Source organism: Streptomyces sp. NPDC059477 (assembly GCF_042749375.1).
GTDB lineage: Bacteria > Actinomycetota > Actinomycetes > Streptomycetales > Streptomycetaceae > Streptomyces.
Map to the genome: position 1 here is coordinate 147,236 of NZ_JBHYUG010000006.1, position 16,458 is coordinate 163,693.

Annotated in this window: 14 protein-coding genes; 7 read left to right on the plus strand and 7 right to left on the minus strand. The window is 70.1% G+C overall.

The features are described 5' to 3' along the window. Positions 1 to 105 precede the first annotated feature (105 nt). Positions 106 to 2,031 carry a helix-turn-helix domain-containing protein gene (locus ACFXAZ_RS05185; RefSeq protein ID WP_384585294.1) on the plus strand — a complete coding sequence of 642 codons (1,926 nt, stop codon included), beginning with the start codon at positions 106 to 108 and terminating at the stop codon, positions 2,029 to 2,031. Between the two features lie 135 nt (positions 2,032 to 2,166). On the opposite strand, the gene ACFXAZ_RS05190 is transcribed toward ACFXAZ_RS05185, so the two are convergent. After that, positions 2,167 to 2,868, minus strand: a complete 702-nt coding sequence (locus ACFXAZ_RS05190; protein ID WP_384585297.1) for a 2-phosphosulfolactate phosphatase — start codon at positions 2,866 to 2,868, stop codon at positions 2,167 to 2,169. A 56-nt stretch (positions 2,869 to 2,924) separates the two neighbouring features. Between ACFXAZ_RS05190 and ACFXAZ_RS05195 the strand changes: the two genes are divergently transcribed. The 4 genes from ACFXAZ_RS05195 to ACFXAZ_RS05210 all read left to right on the plus strand — a co-directional run bounded on the left by ACFXAZ_RS05195 (position 2,925) and on the right by ACFXAZ_RS05210 (position 7,494). After that, positions 2,925 to 3,065, plus strand: coding sequence for a hypothetical protein (locus tag ACFXAZ_RS05195; RefSeq protein ID WP_384585300.1), 141 nt, complete (start codon positions 2,925 to 2,927; stop codon positions 3,063 to 3,065). Between the two features lie 304 nt (positions 3,066 to 3,369). Continuing rightward, positions 3,370 to 4,863 (plus strand): IMP dehydrogenase, encoded by a 1,494-nt coding sequence (locus ACFXAZ_RS05200; RefSeq protein ID WP_384585303.1) that lies wholly within the window; start codon positions 3,370 to 3,372, stop codon positions 4,861 to 4,863. 128 nt (positions 4,864 to 4,991) lie between these two features. Continuing rightward, a complete protein-coding gene (locus tag ACFXAZ_RS05205; protein WP_384585306.1) occupies positions 4,992 to 5,555 on the plus strand; it encodes a dihydrofolate reductase family protein in 564 nt (187 codons plus the stop codon). A gap of 244 nt (positions 5,556 to 5,799) precedes the next feature. After that, the gene (locus ACFXAZ_RS05210; protein WP_384585309.1) at positions 5,800 to 7,494 is read left to right on the plus strand and encodes a discoidin domain-containing protein; all 1,695 of its coding nucleotides are present in this window, start codon (positions 5,800 to 5,802) and stop codon (positions 7,492 to 7,494) included. Positions 7,495 to 7,634: 140 nt separating this feature from the next. On the opposite strand, the gene ACFXAZ_RS05215 is transcribed toward ACFXAZ_RS05210, so the two are convergent. Further along, positions 7,635 to 8,111 (minus strand): Lrp/AsnC family transcriptional regulator, encoded by a 477-nt coding sequence (locus ACFXAZ_RS05215; RefSeq protein ID WP_384585312.1) that lies wholly within the window; start codon positions 8,109 to 8,111, stop codon positions 7,635 to 7,637. Between the two features lie 189 nt (positions 8,112 to 8,300). On the opposite strand from ACFXAZ_RS05215, the gene ACFXAZ_RS05220 reads away from it, so the two are divergent. Continuing rightward, the gene (locus ACFXAZ_RS05220; protein ID WP_384585315.1) at positions 8,301 to 10,472 is read left to right on the plus strand and encodes a cytochrome P450; all 2,172 of its coding nucleotides are present in this window, start codon (positions 8,301 to 8,303) and stop codon (positions 10,470 to 10,472) included. A 120-nt stretch (positions 10,473 to 10,592) separates the two neighbouring features. Here the strand turns inward: ACFXAZ_RS05220 and ACFXAZ_RS05225 are convergent, their stop codons facing one another. After that, on the minus strand, positions 10,593 to 10,748 hold the full coding sequence (locus ACFXAZ_RS05225; RefSeq protein ID WP_384585318.1) for a hypothetical protein: 156 nt from the start codon (positions 10,746 to 10,748) through the stop codon (positions 10,593 to 10,595). 80 nt (positions 10,749 to 10,828) lie between these two features. Here ACFXAZ_RS05225 and ACFXAZ_RS05230 point away from each other — a divergent pair, with 80 nt between their 5' ends. Continuing rightward, positions 10,829 to 11,944 (plus strand): MerR family DNA-binding transcriptional regulator, encoded by a 1,116-nt coding sequence (locus ACFXAZ_RS05230; RefSeq protein ID WP_384585321.1) that lies wholly within the window; start codon positions 10,829 to 10,831, stop codon positions 11,942 to 11,944. An 86-nt stretch (positions 11,945 to 12,030) separates the two neighbouring features. On the opposite strand, the gene ACFXAZ_RS05235 is transcribed toward ACFXAZ_RS05230, so the two are convergent. The 4 genes from ACFXAZ_RS05235 to ACFXAZ_RS05250 all read right to left on the minus strand — a co-directional run bounded on the left by ACFXAZ_RS05235 (position 12,031) and on the right by ACFXAZ_RS05250 (position 16,430). Next, positions 12,031 to 12,951 (minus strand): carbohydrate ABC transporter permease, encoded by a 921-nt coding sequence (locus tag ACFXAZ_RS05235; RefSeq protein ID WP_384585324.1) that lies wholly within the window; start codon positions 12,949 to 12,951, stop codon positions 12,031 to 12,033. Continuing rightward, positions 12,948 to 13,880 (minus strand): carbohydrate ABC transporter permease, encoded by a 933-nt coding sequence (locus ACFXAZ_RS05240; protein ID WP_384585327.1) that lies wholly within the window; start codon positions 13,878 to 13,880, stop codon positions 12,948 to 12,950. Before ACFXAZ_RS05240 ends, ACFXAZ_RS05235 begins: the two co-directional genes overlap by 4 nt. Beyond that, complete coding sequence (locus ACFXAZ_RS05245) at positions 13,877 to 15,268, minus strand: ABC transporter substrate-binding protein (RefSeq protein ID WP_384585330.1); 1,392 nt, start codon at positions 15,266 to 15,268, stop codon at positions 13,877 to 13,879. Before ACFXAZ_RS05245 ends, ACFXAZ_RS05240 begins: the two co-directional genes overlap by 4 nt. A 64-nt stretch (positions 15,269 to 15,332) precedes the next feature. Further along, positions 15,333 to 16,430 (minus strand): enolase C-terminal domain-like protein, encoded by a 1,098-nt coding sequence (locus tag ACFXAZ_RS05250; RefSeq protein ID WP_384585332.1) that lies wholly within the window; start codon positions 16,428 to 16,430, stop codon positions 15,333 to 15,335. Between the last annotated feature and the right edge of the window lie 28 nt (positions 16,431 to 16,458).

Consider the following 16,458-nt stretch of genomic DNA (forward strand, 5'->3'; position numbering starts at 1 on the left):
CGCTCCTCGCGGCAATGGCGGAACGTACACTGAAGGCCCGCAGCCGATGTCGGATCCGACATCGGGCGCCGGGATCCGCCAAGTGTCTGCCATGAGGGAGGACCCATGCCGCCACTGTCGCTGCGGCGCCTGGTGGGCGCACTGCCCCAGGGCGCGGTGACCTCATTGACCGAGGGCGGGCCCGAGGTGGTCACCGGGGTCGACCTGCTGGACTGCCCGGACGCCGTCGGCGGCCTCCCGCCGGGGCTGCTGCTGCTCGGCGTGGGCCTCGACCCCGGTGGTACGGCGGCCGGGGAAGCCCTGCGGACAGCGGCGCGCTGCTCGGCCGCCCTCGCCGTCAAGACCCCGCTGCCCGCCGCCCCCGCCCTGCTGGAGCAGGCCCGCCGCGAGGGGGTGGCGGTGCTCGCCGTGGACCCCCAGGTGCCGTGGAGCCGCATCCAGCACATGGTGGGCACGCTGCTCGCCGCCCCGTCCGCCACGGTGGGCCGGGGCGGGGAGCGACCGGCCGGCGGCGACCTGTTCGCCCTGGCCGACGCCCTCGCCGCGATCGTCGGCGGGGCCGTCGCGATCATGGACGTCCACCGGATCGTCGTCGCCTACTCCACGCTCCCCGGCCAGCCCATCGACGACACCCGCCGACGCGGCATCCTGAGCCGGCAGGTCCCCGAGGACGCCGTGGCCGACCATCTGGACCGCGAACTGTGGCGGGCGGACTCCGTGGTACGCCATCACCGGCCCGGTGACCTGCCGCGGATGGCCGTGGCGATCCGGGCCGGCATGGACGTCCTGGGATCCCTCTGGGTTGCCTTCCCACCCGACGGCCCGGCCGGCGACTTCGAGGCCGCCCTCCGCGAGGCCGCCGGGGTGGCCGCCCTCCACATGCTCGCGCTGCGCCGCCAGATCGACGCCGACCAGGACAGCCGGAACCAGGCCCTGCGGGCCGCGCTTGACCCCCCGCGGCCCGGTAAGTCCCCGCCCGGTGAGCCCTCCGGGGCTTCGGCCGGGCTGCTGCTGCCGGGAGTGCTGGTCGGGTTGGCGGAAGCGTCGGTGTCCCCGAGTCCGACGGGGTCTCCGGAGTCGACCGCGCCTCGAACCCGGAAGGGGTCCCCGGATGCCCCCGCGCCTCGAACCAGGACCAGATCCACGGACTCGACCGCGCCTCCGAACCCGACCGGGTCCCCGACCGGTTCCCCGGACCCGACCGCATCACCAGTCCCGACCGCGTCCACGGCCCAGACCCCACGCCCGGCCCAGACCCCGCCCCCGGCCCAGACCTCACCCCTGCCCCCACCCCCGGTCCCGACGCCGCCCCCGACCGAATCCGCGCCCCGCACCACACCCGAAGAGGCCCGACGCCGATGCCGTGCCGATCTGCTGCGCCTGCTCGACCTGGTGGCCCTGGACGGGCGCTCCCTCGGCTACGAGCCCGCTGCGGCGGTCATCGGCGGGCGGCTGTACGCCCTGTTGCCGGCCGCCTCCGGTGCCGCCGTGCCCTTCGGTCAACTGCTGGACCACCTTCTCCAACGGGCGTACCGCGCCACCCGGCGCCGGTACGTCGCCGTGCGCACGGACGCCGATGTCGCCCCGCCGGGGCTGCGCATCGCACGCCACGACATCGACGCCGCCCTGGACCACCTGGACGACACCGGCGCCGAAGCGGGCCTGTACCGCATCGGCGACCTCCGCGCCGACCTGGTGCTGCGCCGGCTGCTGCGGACCGTCCGTGAACGGGCGGACCTGCGCACCGGCACCGCCGAGCGGATCGCCGCCCACGACGCCGAGCACGGCACCGAGTTCCTGACCACGCTGGCCGCCTACCTCAGGCACTTCGGCGAGGTCGCCCCCGCCAGCGCGGCACTGCACGTCCACCAGAACACCCTGCGCCAGCGGCTGCGCAAGGCCGAGCGGATCTTCGGCCTGCCCCTGGAGGACCCCACCCTGCGCCTGCTGCTGGCGGTGGAACTCGCGGCCGTACAGGGCGGCCCGGCCGGGAGGCCGCACGGCGACGGCCCGCTGCCCGGTACCAGGTGACGACGGAGAGACCATTCGACTCCGCGAAGCCACAGACGGCACCACTCGGGCAAGTAGCCTGCCACCACCCCGAACGACCGTCACCGGAAAGGCGGTTGATGCCGCCACATCCGACGGGACATAGCCTCTAGTCCGTCAGATCGAGACGTCGCCGACCGGCGAAGGCACGGCGCACGGACGCAGGACCATGAGTGAGTCCTCCAATGCCGCCGCCATGGCAAAGGGAAACCGGTCCAGCTCAAGACAGAGTTCTACGTCATCGGGATGGACCCCTTGACGCACACCCTCCGCCAGCTCGGCGGCGGCGCGTGACCCGGCGGCGCGGCGCAGGAACCCGGCAGCGTCCGTCCCCGGCGCGACGGCTCTCCGGGCGATGTAGTGAGCGCAGGCCAGATCCTCATCGGCCCGTCCGTCGTCGCCGGTGACCACGAACGTGACACCGTCACCCCCGCGTGTCCGCAGGACTTGAGCCGTCGCCTCCGCCACCACGAAGCTCGCGCACAGCACCAGCGACGCCTTCTTGACCGCGAGGGCCCCGACCGTCCCCGCCGTGGTCTTCTGCACAACGGTGCGTCCACCGAGGTCGGCCGACCGCAGCAGGCCGGGCGAGTTGACCAGGTCGAAGCCGGGCGCCCTCGGGCCGTCCTTGAGCGTCACCCACTCCGGGTGTCGAGCCTTGAGCGCCAGGGCTTCGTCCAGCGACCCGGCAAGAACGATCTTCTCCGCCCCCTGGGCGAAGACCCAGGCAGCCACGGTGAAAGCGCGCATGACGTCGACCACGACCGCCACCGACGGGGCCTCGGCGACCTCGGCGATGCCAACGAAACGAGTGTCCATTCCGTTCATGATCGCGCCCGCCCGCCCCGACGCGGCCGGGGAGTGCTCCACCTCACATGGTGATACGGCAGCCCACCAGCGTACGGGCGCCCATCGTGCAGCTGTTCCAACTGATGACCGTCCTCCCGATGCTCATCGTCTTCGTCCTGGCCCAGCACCACTTCGTGGAGGGCCCGTCGCACTCCGGCCTCAAGTGAGGGCCGGGGGGCGTCGGTTCCGCTCATTGATCGGGGTGACCGAGGGGACACGTTCAGGGCGGTACGATCCCTCATGGCGTCATGGAAGTCAGCGCCTGTGCCCAACCGTGTGCGTTCGGGTCTGTTCCTTCCTGGCGATCCGGGCCGCGCGGGCGAGCACCGCCCCGCTGGCCGCGTCCGCTCCTGGGATGTTTCAGAGCGCTCACTTCCGACAGTGCGCCGCCGGTCGGCGTCGATCCGCACTGCCCGCCCGAGCCCTGCCGATCAGCCGCCAACGGCTCGCAGGCTCTCCTTTGGAGACGACGTGAAAATTCTCCCCGAGATCTCCCGCACGCTCAGTGAGTACCTCCTCATCCCGGGCCTGACCACAGAAGACTGCACGCCGGACAACGTGGATCTCGGAGCGCCCCTGGTGCGTCACCGGGTAGGCGAGGAGCCGGCCATCAGGGTCGCCACCCCCATGGTGGGCGCCATCATGCAGGCGGTGTCGTCACCCGCGCTGGCCATCGCCCTGGCGCAGGCGGGCGGGCTGTCGTTCATCCACCAGAACCAGCGGATCGAGGACCAGGCCGCGGACGTACGGGCGGTGAAGCGGCACAAGGCGGGCTTCCGGACCGGCGAGATCACGGTGTCGCCGCGGACACCTCTCGGCGAGGTGGCCCGGCTGCTGGCCGGGGCCGAGCAGGGCGTGGCCGTGGTCACGGAGAGCGGGGAAGCGGATGGCGAGTTCCGGGGAATCATCGGCCGAGATGACTTCCATCTGGAGCGTCACGGAGCCCACGAGACCGCGGGCAACCGGATGCGGGGCCGCGACAGCCTGGTCACCACCTCCGCATCGGCCACCCTGTCCGACGCGAACGAGCTGATCTGGCAGCACCACCTTGACGTCCTGCCGGTGCTGGAGAACGGCCGGGCCGTCTCCCTGGTCCTCAGGAGTGACTACCAGGCCCATAAGACGTACCACCGTGCGACCGTCGATGCCGAGAAGCGTCTGCGGGTGGGCGCCGGTGTCAATTCCCGGGACTTCAAGGACCGTATCCCAGCCTTGGTGGAGGCCGGTGCGGACGTACTGTGTCTGGACTCCTCCGACGGCTACTCCGTCTACCAGGCGAAGACGCTCGAATTCGCCCGGGAGGAGTATGGGGACGACATTTCCGTCGGCGCGGGGAATGTCGTCGACGGACGCGCCTTCCGCTATCTGGCCGACGCGGGCGCCGCGTTCGTGAAGGTCGGGATCGGTGGCGGGGCCATCTGTACGACCCGGGAGCAGAAGGGCATCGGCCGAGGGCAGGCGTCCGCGCTGCTCGATGTGGTCGAGGCACGCGATGCCTACGCCCAGGAGACCGGGATGTATGTGCCGCTGTGCTGCGACGGGGGTCTGCTGAGCGATTCGCACATGGCGATGGCCCTGGCGATGGGGTCGGACTTCGTCATGCTCGGCCGCTACTTCGCCCGGCTGGACGAAAGCCCGTCGCGGAAGCTACAGATCGGCGGCCAGTGGTACAAGGAGTACTGGGGGGAGGGTTCGCGGCGCGCGCAGAACGCGGACCGTTACGGCCAGCGCGGGCAGCTGGTCTTCGAGGAGGGCGTCGACGGCTACGTACCCTACGCCGGAAGCCTGTACGACAACGTGGAGCGGACCCGGGCGAAGCTGACCGCGACGATGATCAGCTGCGGGTCGACGACACTGCCGGACTTCCACCGGGACGCGGTGCTGGTCGCGGTGTCCCCGGAGTCGTTCAAGCAGACCGGCGCCGAGATCGAGGTACGGCGTCCCGCGATCGACGCCGGGGAGTGACGTGCGCGCCGTCGGCCGGTCGGAGGCACCGGCGTTGTAAAAGCGGAGGTGCCCGGCCTTCTCGCCGATGAGTTCCGCGTCGTCCGGCGGTCGTAGTGTCGAAGGCCCGTTACCGAGGAGGACTTCTGATGCGCAGCGTGACTTACTCGATGAACGTCTCACTGGACGGATACATCGTGGGACCGGACGGCGACTTCAACTGGTCGGGGCCCGACGAGGAGGTCTTCAGCTCCTGGATCGACGAGATCCGCGAGGTCGGCGTCCACCTGCTGGGACGGCGGCTGTACGAGACGATGCTGTACTGGGAGACCGCCGACCAGGATCCCTCGTTCGACGACGCGAAGCGTGAGTGGGCCGCGCTCTGGAACGGGCTCCCCAAGGTGGTGTTCTCCACCACGCTGACGACGGTGCAGGGCAATGCCCGCCTGGCCTCCGACGGCCTGGCGGCGGAGATCGCGCGATTGCGGGCCGAGCCGGGGGAGGGCGACATCGCGATCGGTGGCGCGAGCCTCGCCGCCGAGGCGGCCGGGCTGGACCTGATCGACGAGTACCGGGCCAGGGTCTACCCGGTGCTGGTCGGCGGGGGCGTGCCGTTCTTCCCCCAGCATGAGCGCCGGGTGGATCTCGAACTCGCCGAGACCCGCACGATCGGACCGAAGGTCGTTCACCTCCGCTACCGCGTGGCGCGTTAGCCGGGCCGTCCGTCCGCCGAGCCTCAGGAGGAGCGGGCCGGGTAGACCGTCCTGGAGGACTTCAACGCCGCCACCCGGCACCTACTCGATCGGCAGCGACCGCGGGCCCGCATCGCGGTCGCTGCCGCTGTCGATATTTTGTGACCCCCTGTCGAGAAATTGCACGCACTCATCTTGTCCATGCACGGACAAGTCCCTAGGTTGATGCCCGCCCGCACCTCGAATCCCCCCATGCGAGGAACTCGTGAGCATCTCCAGACGATCCGTCATCAAATCCGCGGTCATCGCCACGGCCGCAGCCACCTCGACAGGCGCCTTGGCCACATCCGCCCCCGCCGCCGCCACCGCCGCCCCCGCCGCCTCACCCCCGGGCGACGTCGTCGGCAAGATCACCGTCGGCTACCAGGGCTGGTTCGCCTGTATCGGCGACGGTGCCCCCATCAACAACTGGTGGCACTGGAGCCAGAACGCCTCCCAGCCCCCGTCCCCCTCCAACACCACCATCGCCTCCTGGCCCGACATGCGGGAACTGACCCGGACCTACCCCACGGCCTATCCCAGCCTCGGCAACGGCCAGCCCGCCACCCTGTTCTCCTCCTGGGACCAGCAGACCGTGGACACCCACTTCCAGTGGATGCGCGACCACGGCTGCGACACCGCCGCCCTCCAGCGCTTCAACCCCTTCGGCGCCGAAGGACCCACGCGCGACGGAATGGCGCAGAAGGTCCGGCAGTCGGCGGAGACGTACGGCCGCAAGTTCTACATCATGTACGACGTCACCGACTGGACCGTGATGCAGAGCCAGATCAAGGAGGACTGGACGAACAAGATGCGGGCGCACACCGCGTCCTCGGCGTACGCCCGGCAGAACGGCAAACCGGTCGTCTGCATCTGGGGCTTCGGCTTCAGCGACCCGAAGCGCCCCTTCGCCCCCGCCCCCTGCAAGGACGTGGTGGACTGGTTCAAGGCGCAGGGCTGCTACGTCATCGGAGGCGTCCCCACCCACTGGCGCAACGGCGTCGACGACTCCCGCCCCGGGTTCCAGGACGTGTACCGCTCCTTCGACATGATCTCGCCCTGGATGGTGGGCCGGATCTCCGACGTCGCGGGCGCCGACCGGTTCCTGCGCGACCTCAACACCGCCGATCTCGCCGACTGCGCCGCCCGGGGGGTCGACTACCAGCCCTGTGTCATCCCCGGCGACCTCCAGTCCGGCCACCGCCGCCACGGCGACCTCATGTGGCGCCAGTTCTACAACCTGGTCGGCCTCGGCGTGCAGGGCTTCTACATCTCCATGTTCGACGAGTTCAACGAGGGCAACCAGATCGCCAAGACCGCCGAGACCGCAGCTCAGGTCCCGACCGGCTCCGGTATCCGCGCACTCGACGAGGACGGTACGGCCTGCTCGTCGGACTACTATCTCCGGCTCACCGCGGACGGCGGACGCATGCTCAAGGGGCAACTCGCCCTGACCGCGACCCGCCCCACCGTCCCCTTCCCGGGCGGCCCCCAGCCGGTCGGCGACCTGGCCCTGCGCCGTACCGTCACCGCCAGCGGACACACCCAGGTCTACGCGCCCGGCAACGCCGTCGACGGCGACCCCGCCACCTACTGGGAAAGCGCCAACAACGCCTTCCCCCAGTGGATCCAGGTGGACCTCGGGGCGGACCGGAGCGTCGCCCGCGTGGTACTGACCCTGCCACCCAACCCGGCCTGGGCCACCCGCACCCAGACCCTGTCCGTCCTCGGCAGCACCGATGGCATCACCTTCACCACCCTGTCCGCCGCATCGGGCCGCACCTTCAACCCGGCCACCGGCAACACCACCACCATCACCCTGTCCACCCCCGCGACCGTCCGCCACGTCCGCATCCACGTCACCGCGAACACCGGCTGGCCCGCCGCCCAGCTCTCGGGCCTGAGCGTGTACGGGCCCTGACCCGAAGGCCGGCCGCGTCCCGCACCCGGCGTCCCCCGGGACGGCGCGGCCGGACCATCGAGCCGTGGGCCCTGCGGCCGGCGGCACCCGGCGCGGTACGGCGCCCGGCGAAACGTGAGCAGCCATCGGACCGAACGGTGCTACTCGCCGTCCTCGGCCATCTCCCGCAGCAGTGGGGCCATCCGCAGCGGCACCACCTCCACCATGGACAGCATGGTGTTCGACCGGAGCACCCCACTGCACGACAGCAGCGCCCGAGTCACCCGGTACAGATCCGCGCTGTCCCGTGCCACCACCCGCAGCAGCAGATCCGCGCCGCCCGTGATCGCGTGCACCTCGCAGACCTCCGGCACGGCGGAGATCTCGTCAAGGGTGCGATGCCCGTCCACCTGGCCGATCTCCAGGGTGACGAACGCCATCACCGGCCGCCCGAGCCGCTCCGGCCGCACCCGTACGCTCGGCGGGGCGAGCGTCCCGTCCGTCTCCACCCTGTGCTGCCGGTTCTGGACCGTGTTCCTGGCCAGGCCCAGCCTGTCGGCGAGGGCCACCGTCGTGGCCAGCGGGTCCTGGTCGAGGGCGAGCAGAACTCTGGCCCCGGTGCGGTCCACGTTGCGCATGATGTGTCTCCCTGCCCGCCCACCCACGACGGATATGAGCATTCTGATCAATAAATCATCCAACTATTGCCCAGAATAGTTAACCCGCGCTCCCATCGACGCAGACCCGACGACGAGACCTGAGGACGAGACCTGAGGACGCAGATCCTGTCGACGGGCACACCCCATCGACGGTAGGAGGCAGCGACGATGCCCATCACGCCTGGTGAAGCCATCACCCTCGCCGAGCTGGAGCAGGATCCGTACCCGGTGTACGCACGGCTGCGGGCGGAGCAGCCGGTCGCCTGGGTGCCGGTGGCGCACGCGACGTTCATCACCCGGTGGGACGACGTCGTACGGGTGGCCCGCGACGCGGAGACCTTCAGCGCCGCCGTCCACGACTCCCCGCTCACCGAAGCGATCGGCCCCAACCTCCTGCACAGTGACGGCGAGTACCACGCGACACGCAGGGCCCCGCTCACGGCGGCCCTGCGGCCGTCGTCGCTGCTGCTGAACGCCGAGCCCGTGGTGCAGGCCCTGGTCACCGGGCTCATCGACGAACTGCGGTCCGGTTCCCGCAGACACGCCGATCTGATCCATGACTTCGCCGTGCCCCTGTGCGTCCGCACCCTGTGTGCCGTGACCGGCCTGCCCGCGAGGCTGCCCGAAGCGCAGGTGTGGGGCTGGATCGGCGCCATCACCACGGGCGCCGCCAACTACGAACGGGACCCCGCGAAGAAGGCCGCGGCCCTCGCCGCCGGTGCGGAGATCACAGCCGTGGTGAGGGAAGTCCTCGCCTCGGGGCCACCGCCCGGATCTCTCCTGGAAGGGCTGGCGGCGGCCGGGACGGAATCAGGCCCGATGACCCTCGCGGAGATCGTTTCCACGGTGCAACTCCTGGTCATCGGCGGTATGCAGGAGCCGCGCGACCTCTTCGGCATCGCCCTGAACGCCTGTCTGGCGGACCCCGGCCTCAAGGAGGAGGCCCGCGTCGGGCAGGGCGCGGTCACTCGGGTCGTGGAGGAGGCCCTGCGCTGGGGCTCGCCGGTGGGCACGCTGACCAGGCGGGTTCTCCGGCCGGTCGAGGTCGCCGGCGTACGGCTGCCCGAGGGCGCCGTTGTCGCGGCCGTACTGGCGTCCGCCAACCGGGACGAAGAGCACTGGGAGTCACCCGACACCTTCGACCCGCACCGGCAGCACAGCCACCACCTCGCCTTCGGCGGCGGCGTGCACGCCTGCGTGGGCGCACCGCTCGCCCGTACCGTGGTCACCACGGCGATCACCGAGATACTCGACGCCTTCCCCTCGATGCGGAGAACGGTCGAACCGCCGTACCACGGCTGGGAGTTCAGAGGACCGACCAGCCTGACCGTCGACTGGTCAGGACCGAGGACCTCAGGCCGCGCCAGCGTGCCCCGGCGGCCCCATGAACCCCTGAGCCTGACGGTCAGCCACGTCAGAGAGGAGGCGCCCGGTGTGCGCTCCCTCTGGCTCGCACGACCGGACGGCGCCGAGCTGCCCGCGTGGAAGCCCGGCGCGCACATCGACGTACACCCGCCGGTCGACGGCGGCGAGTCACTCGCCCGCTCGTACTCCCTGTGCGGAAGTGTGGGTGACCTCAGCGGCTGGCGTATCGCGGTGCGGTACGACGAGAACGGTCGTGGCGGTTCCCGCCGGATGCACGGGCTCACGGCCGGGGACACCGTACAAGTCCGCGGCCCGCGCAACCACTTCCCGATCCCGGACCGCCCCGGCTACCTCTTCATCGCCGGCGGCATCGGGATAACTCCGCTGCTGCCCATGATGGAGGCCGTGACGAAGGCGGGACGACCCTGGCGGCTGCTCAATCTGGTCCGCTCCACCGCTCAGGCGCCGTTCCGGGAAGAACTCGCCCGCTACGGTGACCGGGTGCAGTGGTGGGACACGGCCGAGCGGGGTCGCCCGGACCTGGCCGGCCTGCCCGTCGACGGCCACGAGGCCGTGCTGTGCTGTGGGCCGGAGGGCCTGATGAGCGAGGTGGAGCACCTGGCCGAGGACGGGCCGGCCTCCTGGCGGTCGTGCGAGGTGTTCGTGGAACGGTTCCGCCCCCGTCCGCAGGCCGCCGACGGTCCCGACCGTCCCTTCGATCTGCGCCTTGAACGCACCGGAGAGGTGGTGCGTGTGCCGTCCGGTCGCTCGGCGCTGTCCGCGCTGGAGGAGGCGGGGGTGCTGGTGCCCTCGACCTGCCGCGAGGGCACCTGCGGATCCTGCGAGGTCCGGGTGCTGGCCGGGGACATCGATCACCGCGACAGCCTGCTGACGCCGCAGGAGCGGGCCGGCGGGAACCTGATGCTCCTCTGCGTGTCACGAGCCCACGGCGAGGAACTCGTCGTAGACCTGTGAGCACGGTTCGCCCACAGGCGCCGAGACGATACGCAGACCCCGCCTCGCAGGGCGATACGGGCACAGGAGTGCCCGGCGCCTTCAGCTCAGGTGCCGTCCGTCCCGGTATCGCCCCCGGCGTCAGGCGCCTGCGGCCATCTGCTGGAGGGCGGGGGCGGGGAAGTCATGGGTGACCGCGGCTGCGGAGTATCCCGCGTCGACGGGCAGGTTGAGTCCGTTGACGTGGGCGGCGGCTGTACTGGTCAGGAAGAGCAGGACCTCACCCTGGCCACCCATGGGGCGGGCACTGCGCCCCCCGCACCCACCCCGACGGAGCCCTTGACCCTCACGTGGCGTCATGCCGCATTGTCGGTGGCGTGGAGAAACACCTGACCGTGGGACGTGTGGCCGGGCTGGCCGGTGTGAGCGTCCGCACGCTGCATCACTACGACGAGATCGGCCTCGTGCAGCCGTCCGCGCGGACCTCGGCCGGATACCGGGTCTACTCGGCGGGCGACGTGGAGCGGCTGCGCGAGGTGCTCGGCTACCGGCGGCTCGGCTTCGGACTGCGCGAGATCGCGGATCTCGTGGACGACCCGGCCACCGACGCGGTCGCGCATCTGCACCGGCTGCGCGGACTGCTGCTGGACCAGCGCGACCGCGCCGCCGCCATGGTGACGGCCATAGACAGGGAACTGGAGGCACGGGCCATGGGGATCAGGACGACACCGGAGGAACAACTGAAACCGTTCGGCGCGCAGTTGTACGAGGCCATCGGGTCCGCCTACCCGGCGACGCGACGCACCGAACCGCGGATCGCCGCGAGGGTCTGGGCCGCGCTCGGGGACGCACGGACGGTACTGAACGTGGGCGCCGGTACCGGCTCCTACGAACCCCCGGATCGTGACGTGACCGCGGTGGAACCGTCGGCGGTCATGCGGGCGCAGCGTCCCGAGGGCGCGGCGCCATGCGTGGCCGCCACCGCGGAGCGCCTGCCGTTCGGGGATCGGTCCTTCGACGCCGCGATGGCCTTCAGTACCGTTCATCACTGGCAGGACCCGATCGCCGGGCTGCGCGAGATGCGGCGAGTGGCCCGGCGCGTCGTGGTGTTCACGCACGACGCCAGTGACACCGGCTGGCGTCACCGGTTCTGGCTCACCCGTGACTATCTGCCCGAGGTCGTCGGCCTGGTGGCCGGACGGCCCTCGGTGGATCAGCTGGCCGGGGCGATCGGGGCCCGTATGGAGCCGGTGCTCATCCCATGGGACTGCGCCGACGGCTTCTTCGAGGCCCACTGGCGTCGGCCCGAGGCGTATCTGGACCAACACGTGCGCCGGGCGGTATCGGTGTGGACCAGAGTCGGGCCGGAGGCCGAGCAGCGGGCGGTGGACCGGCTGCGCGACGACCTCTCCTCGGGCCGGTGGGCCGAGCGCAACCGTGACCTCGTCGCCCTCGACGCCGCTGAGCTGGGTCTTCGCCTTCTCGTGGGCTGAACCGTGGGGGTGAGACTGAGGGAGGACCTGGGTGAGTTCCTGGCCGCCCAGTCGTTGGCCCTGGGCTCGATCGACGCGCAGGGCGCTCATTCCTTGGTCGCGCCCGCGAGCATCCCGGACACCAAGGTGCGCTGCGAGAAGAGGAACAGCACCAGCACGGGCATGATGGCGACGACGATCGCCAGGGCCAGTTCCGGGATGGTGATGTCGAGACCCGCACCGGCCACCGGGTTGAACGACGGGGTGGAGGTCAGCAGTTGGTTCAGGCCCACCTGGATGGGGAACTGCTCGCTCTTCGGCAGGACGAGATACGGCAGGAAGAAGTTGTTCCAGTTGCCGACGAAGCTGAAGAACGCGACCAGGCCGATCACCGGCTTGGCCAGCGGCAGCGCGATACGGGTGAAGAGCTGCCATTCGTTGCAGCCGTCGATCCGCGCCGCCGACAGCAGGTCCCTGGGCAGGCTGCTCCCGAAGTAGATGTAGACCAGGTACACGCCGAACGGGTAGAAGGAGAAGGGCAGGATCACCGACCAGACGGAGCCGATCAGATTGAACTGGTTGAGTTCCAGGAAGATCGGCAGCACCAGGGTGGCCTGCGGCATGATCATGGTCACCAGGGTGATCGTCAGCAGCGTCTTGCGTCCCCGGAAGTTCGTCAGGGCCAGCGCGTAGCCTGCCGGGATGCTGACAGCAAGGGTCAGGATCAGTGAACCCCCCGAGTAGATCGCCGAGTTGCGCAGCCAGGTGACCATCGCGCCGTCCTGGAAGGCGAACAGATGCCGCCAGGCGGCGCCGATCTGCTGGAACGATCCGAAGGAGAGCGGGTTGTCGCGGACCACTTCGGCCGCGGTCTTGGACGGCGCGAGCAGCAGCCAGATCACCGGCAGGACGAAGAACACCAGCAGCAGGGCCAGCAGCAGGCCCACAACGAGGAAGGAGACGACCCGGGAAGGCTGAGGACGCCGGCCCGTCGGCGCTGAGGAGAGGGAGAGAGTGGATTGCGTCATTTGTCATCCAGCTTGAACAGATTCGAGCGGGCGACCAGCAGTCCGGCGGCCACGAGTCCCAGTGCCAGCAGGTAGACGGAGATGGCGGCGGCGCCGTTGAAGTCGCCCTGTTGGAAGGCGTAGACATAGGCCAGCTGGTTGGGCGACCAGGTGGGGCTCACCCGGCCGAGACTGGCCGTCTGGAGCAACTGGGGCTCGACGAACAGCTGGGTGCCGGTCGCGAACGCCATGATCGTCATATAGACGATCCACTGCCGGATCATCGGGATCTGGATGTGCCAGGCGGTGCGCCAGGGCCCGGCGCCGTCCATCCGGGCGGCCTCCAGCACCTCGTCGGGGATGTTGTTGAGCGCCCCGTACATCACGACCATCCAGCCGCCGGCGCCGGTCCAGAAGGCGATCAGCATCAGGATCAGCGGCAGGTTGCCGGGCGAGAGCACGGCCGCGAAGCTGTGCATGCCCATGCTGTTGAGCAGCCAGGACACCGGGCTGACGTCCGGATCCAGCATGAACAGCCACACCAGTACGCTCGCGACCCCGGCGAGGGCGCCGGGAATGTAGTACAGGAAGCGGAACAGCGCCGACGTACCCGGCCGCACCCTGCTGCGCAGCACCACCGCGACGAGCACGACCAGGACGACCAGGACGATCAGCCACATGACCAGGTAGAGCAGCATGTTGGTGAAGGCAGGGACGAAGCGGTAGTCCTGGGCGACCTTCACGAACTGGTTGAACCCGGTGAACCGGCCCTGGTCGTTGGTGAGCGCCAGGTAGAACGAGTAGCCCGTCGGGAAGACCCCGAAGGCGAGCAGCAGGAGCGCGTATCCGGCGACGAAGAAGTAGCCCGCGGGGCCGGGGCCCCCGCGCCGCGGCTTGGTGCCACGGCGCAGGGGGGAGACGGCGACCCGCTCGGTCTCCAGCAAGGTCATTCGTTGACCACCTGGTATCCCTCGGCCTTCGCCTCGTTGCTGATCTCCGTCTCCCAGGCCTCCAGCGTCGAGGTCAGGGTCTTGCCCTCGGTCAGGGCCGGCAGGACGACACTGGACCAGGCGGTGGCGTCCGAGAACCTGGTGTTCGACCAGCCCGTCCACACCTCGCTCGCGGCCTCCTTGAAGGGCCCGCTCACATCATTGGCGAAGTAGTCACTGTTGGCGGGGTTGGCCAGCCACGCCTCGGCGGCCTGGGTGTAGGCCGGGTAGGTGGGCGCGGACGCCTGGTTCTCGTCGGAGGTGGTGAGCCAGGTGACCAGGTCCGTGGACGCCTTGAGGTTGGCACTGTGCGAGGACACCATCCACACACCGCCGCCGACGTTGCCGGTCGCGGCCGTGCTCTGGCCCTCCCACTTCAGCGGGGACGCCGCCGCGATCTGCCCCGCCGGGGTCTCGAAGGCGGTCTTGAACAGATACTGTCCGTACCAGGACGGGCCGTACGCCATCAGGACCTTGCTGCCACTGTCCTGTGCGAATCCCTGGCTGAAGAACCCCTTGGTGGTGACCGCGCCGGCGTCGATCAACCCGTCCAGCAGGCCCGCCATGTTGGTGCAGTTCGGGTCCTGGAGGTCGGTGCGCAGGGTGTCCGGCTCCGTCACCTCGAACGCCGGGCACTGGCCGGACCAGAAGTACGACTCATGGGAGTTGGTGTCGCCGACCGAGCCGACGAGGTAGCCGGGGTGGTCCTCGGCGACCTGCTTGCCGAGGGCCTCGTACTCCTCCCACGTGGTGGGGACGTCGTAACCCCACTTGTCCATGAGGTCCTTGTTGTACCAGAGGACGACCTGGGCGATGTCGTTGCGCAGGCAGTAGGTGTGATCGTTGAACTCGCACGGTGTGAGGGAGCCCTTGGCGAAGCCGTCCAGTGTGCTCTGCGGTACGAGATCGCCGTCCAGGGGCGCGGCGAAGGGCTGCGCGTCGGCCGTCGTGGGCTCGGACGCCCAGGTCACGTCGGTGGGGGAGCCGAACACCACATCCGGCCAGCCACTGCCCGTCCGGTCGAAGAGCTGCACCTTCGACTGGAGATACGTGGACCCGTCGGCGCCTCCGTCGTACGTGACGATGTCCATCTTCACGTCCGGGTTCGCCTTCTGGTACGCCTCCACCGACGGCAGCCGGGTCGAATCCGTCCAGACGGTGATCTGCGAGCCCTCCTGCTGCGTGACCGGCTCGAAGGCCGCTGCCGCCGAGGGGGAGTCGGTGGTGGTGTCGGCGCTGGCGCAGCCGGTCAGTACGGCCGCAGTGGCCAGGGAGAGCGCGATGGCGGCGGTGCGCAGACCGGGGCCGGTGCGGCGCCGGCCGGTCGTGGGAGATCCGGAAGACCTCATTGTCTTGCCTTTCTGGTTTCTTGCGGGGGACAGGTGGCACGCCTGATGGGGGGGTGCCGGCCGGTCAGCGCGGCTGCTCGACGTACGGCAGCAGTTCGCTGCCGTAACCGAAGTCGAGCGGGAGGGAGATGCCTGGGCCCGTGGGGGCGTGCACCAGGCCCTGGGCGTCCACATGGCGCTCGCGGACGACGGTCGCCGCGGTCACCAGGGACTCGTAGTAGGTGGTGTTGGAAATGGCCATGCACAGATGGTGGTTCGGGATGTCCGAACCATGTACCTCGGCCCGCAGGCGGTAGGCGTCGGCGAGGTGTGCGGTGCGCATGGCTCCGGTGATGCCTCCCCGCAGGGTGGTACCGGCCCGCACGCCGAAGGTGGCGGCGCCGGCCCGGATGAAGTCCGCGGAGTTCATGTGTGCTCCGTCGGAGGTCTCCGCCACCAGCAGCGGTACGTCCACGGTCGCCGCCAGCGTCCGGTACGCGGAGATGCTGAACTCGCGCATCGGCTCCTCGTACCAGAGGTAGTCGGCCTCCGAGAGCGCCCGGCCCAGGCGGATCGCGTCGGGCAGGTCGAATCCGGCCGACCCGTCGTACATGAGGGGGATCGACGGGCCGACGTGGTCGCGCAGTGCCAGGCACAGCTCGGCGTCCCGGCGGGCGTCGCCCCAGGCGTGCAGTTTGATACCGCGGTAGCCCAGTTCGAGGCACTGGTCCGCCACATCGAGGAACTCCGCGATGCTGGAGAACGTCGAGGTGGAGGCGTACGCCGGGATCGACTCCCGGAAGCCGCCGAGCAGGCGCCAGACCGGCTGGCCGTGGTACCGGCCGGCGAGGTCCCACAGGGCGGTGTCGATGAGGCCCAGGGTGGGGAGCGGGAGTTCGTGGATACGGTCCAGCTCCCACACCCGGTGCCACAGCCACTCCCGCTGGAACGGGTCGGCCCCGACCAGTTCGTCGCGGAAGACCAGATCGACCAGCTCGCGCAGGGTGGTGAAGGCTCCCGGCCGGGCGAACACGGCCACCCCCTCGGCTCCCTCGTCGGTGCCGATGCGCAGGACCGCGCCGTTACCCACCGGAGCGCTTCCGCTCAGTCCGTCCCGCCATTTGAAGGGAGGGCTGGCCGCCGGAACATCGATCCGGTGAACTTCGACATGGGTGATCTTCATCGTGGCTTTCGTTTTCGGAGGGGAACGC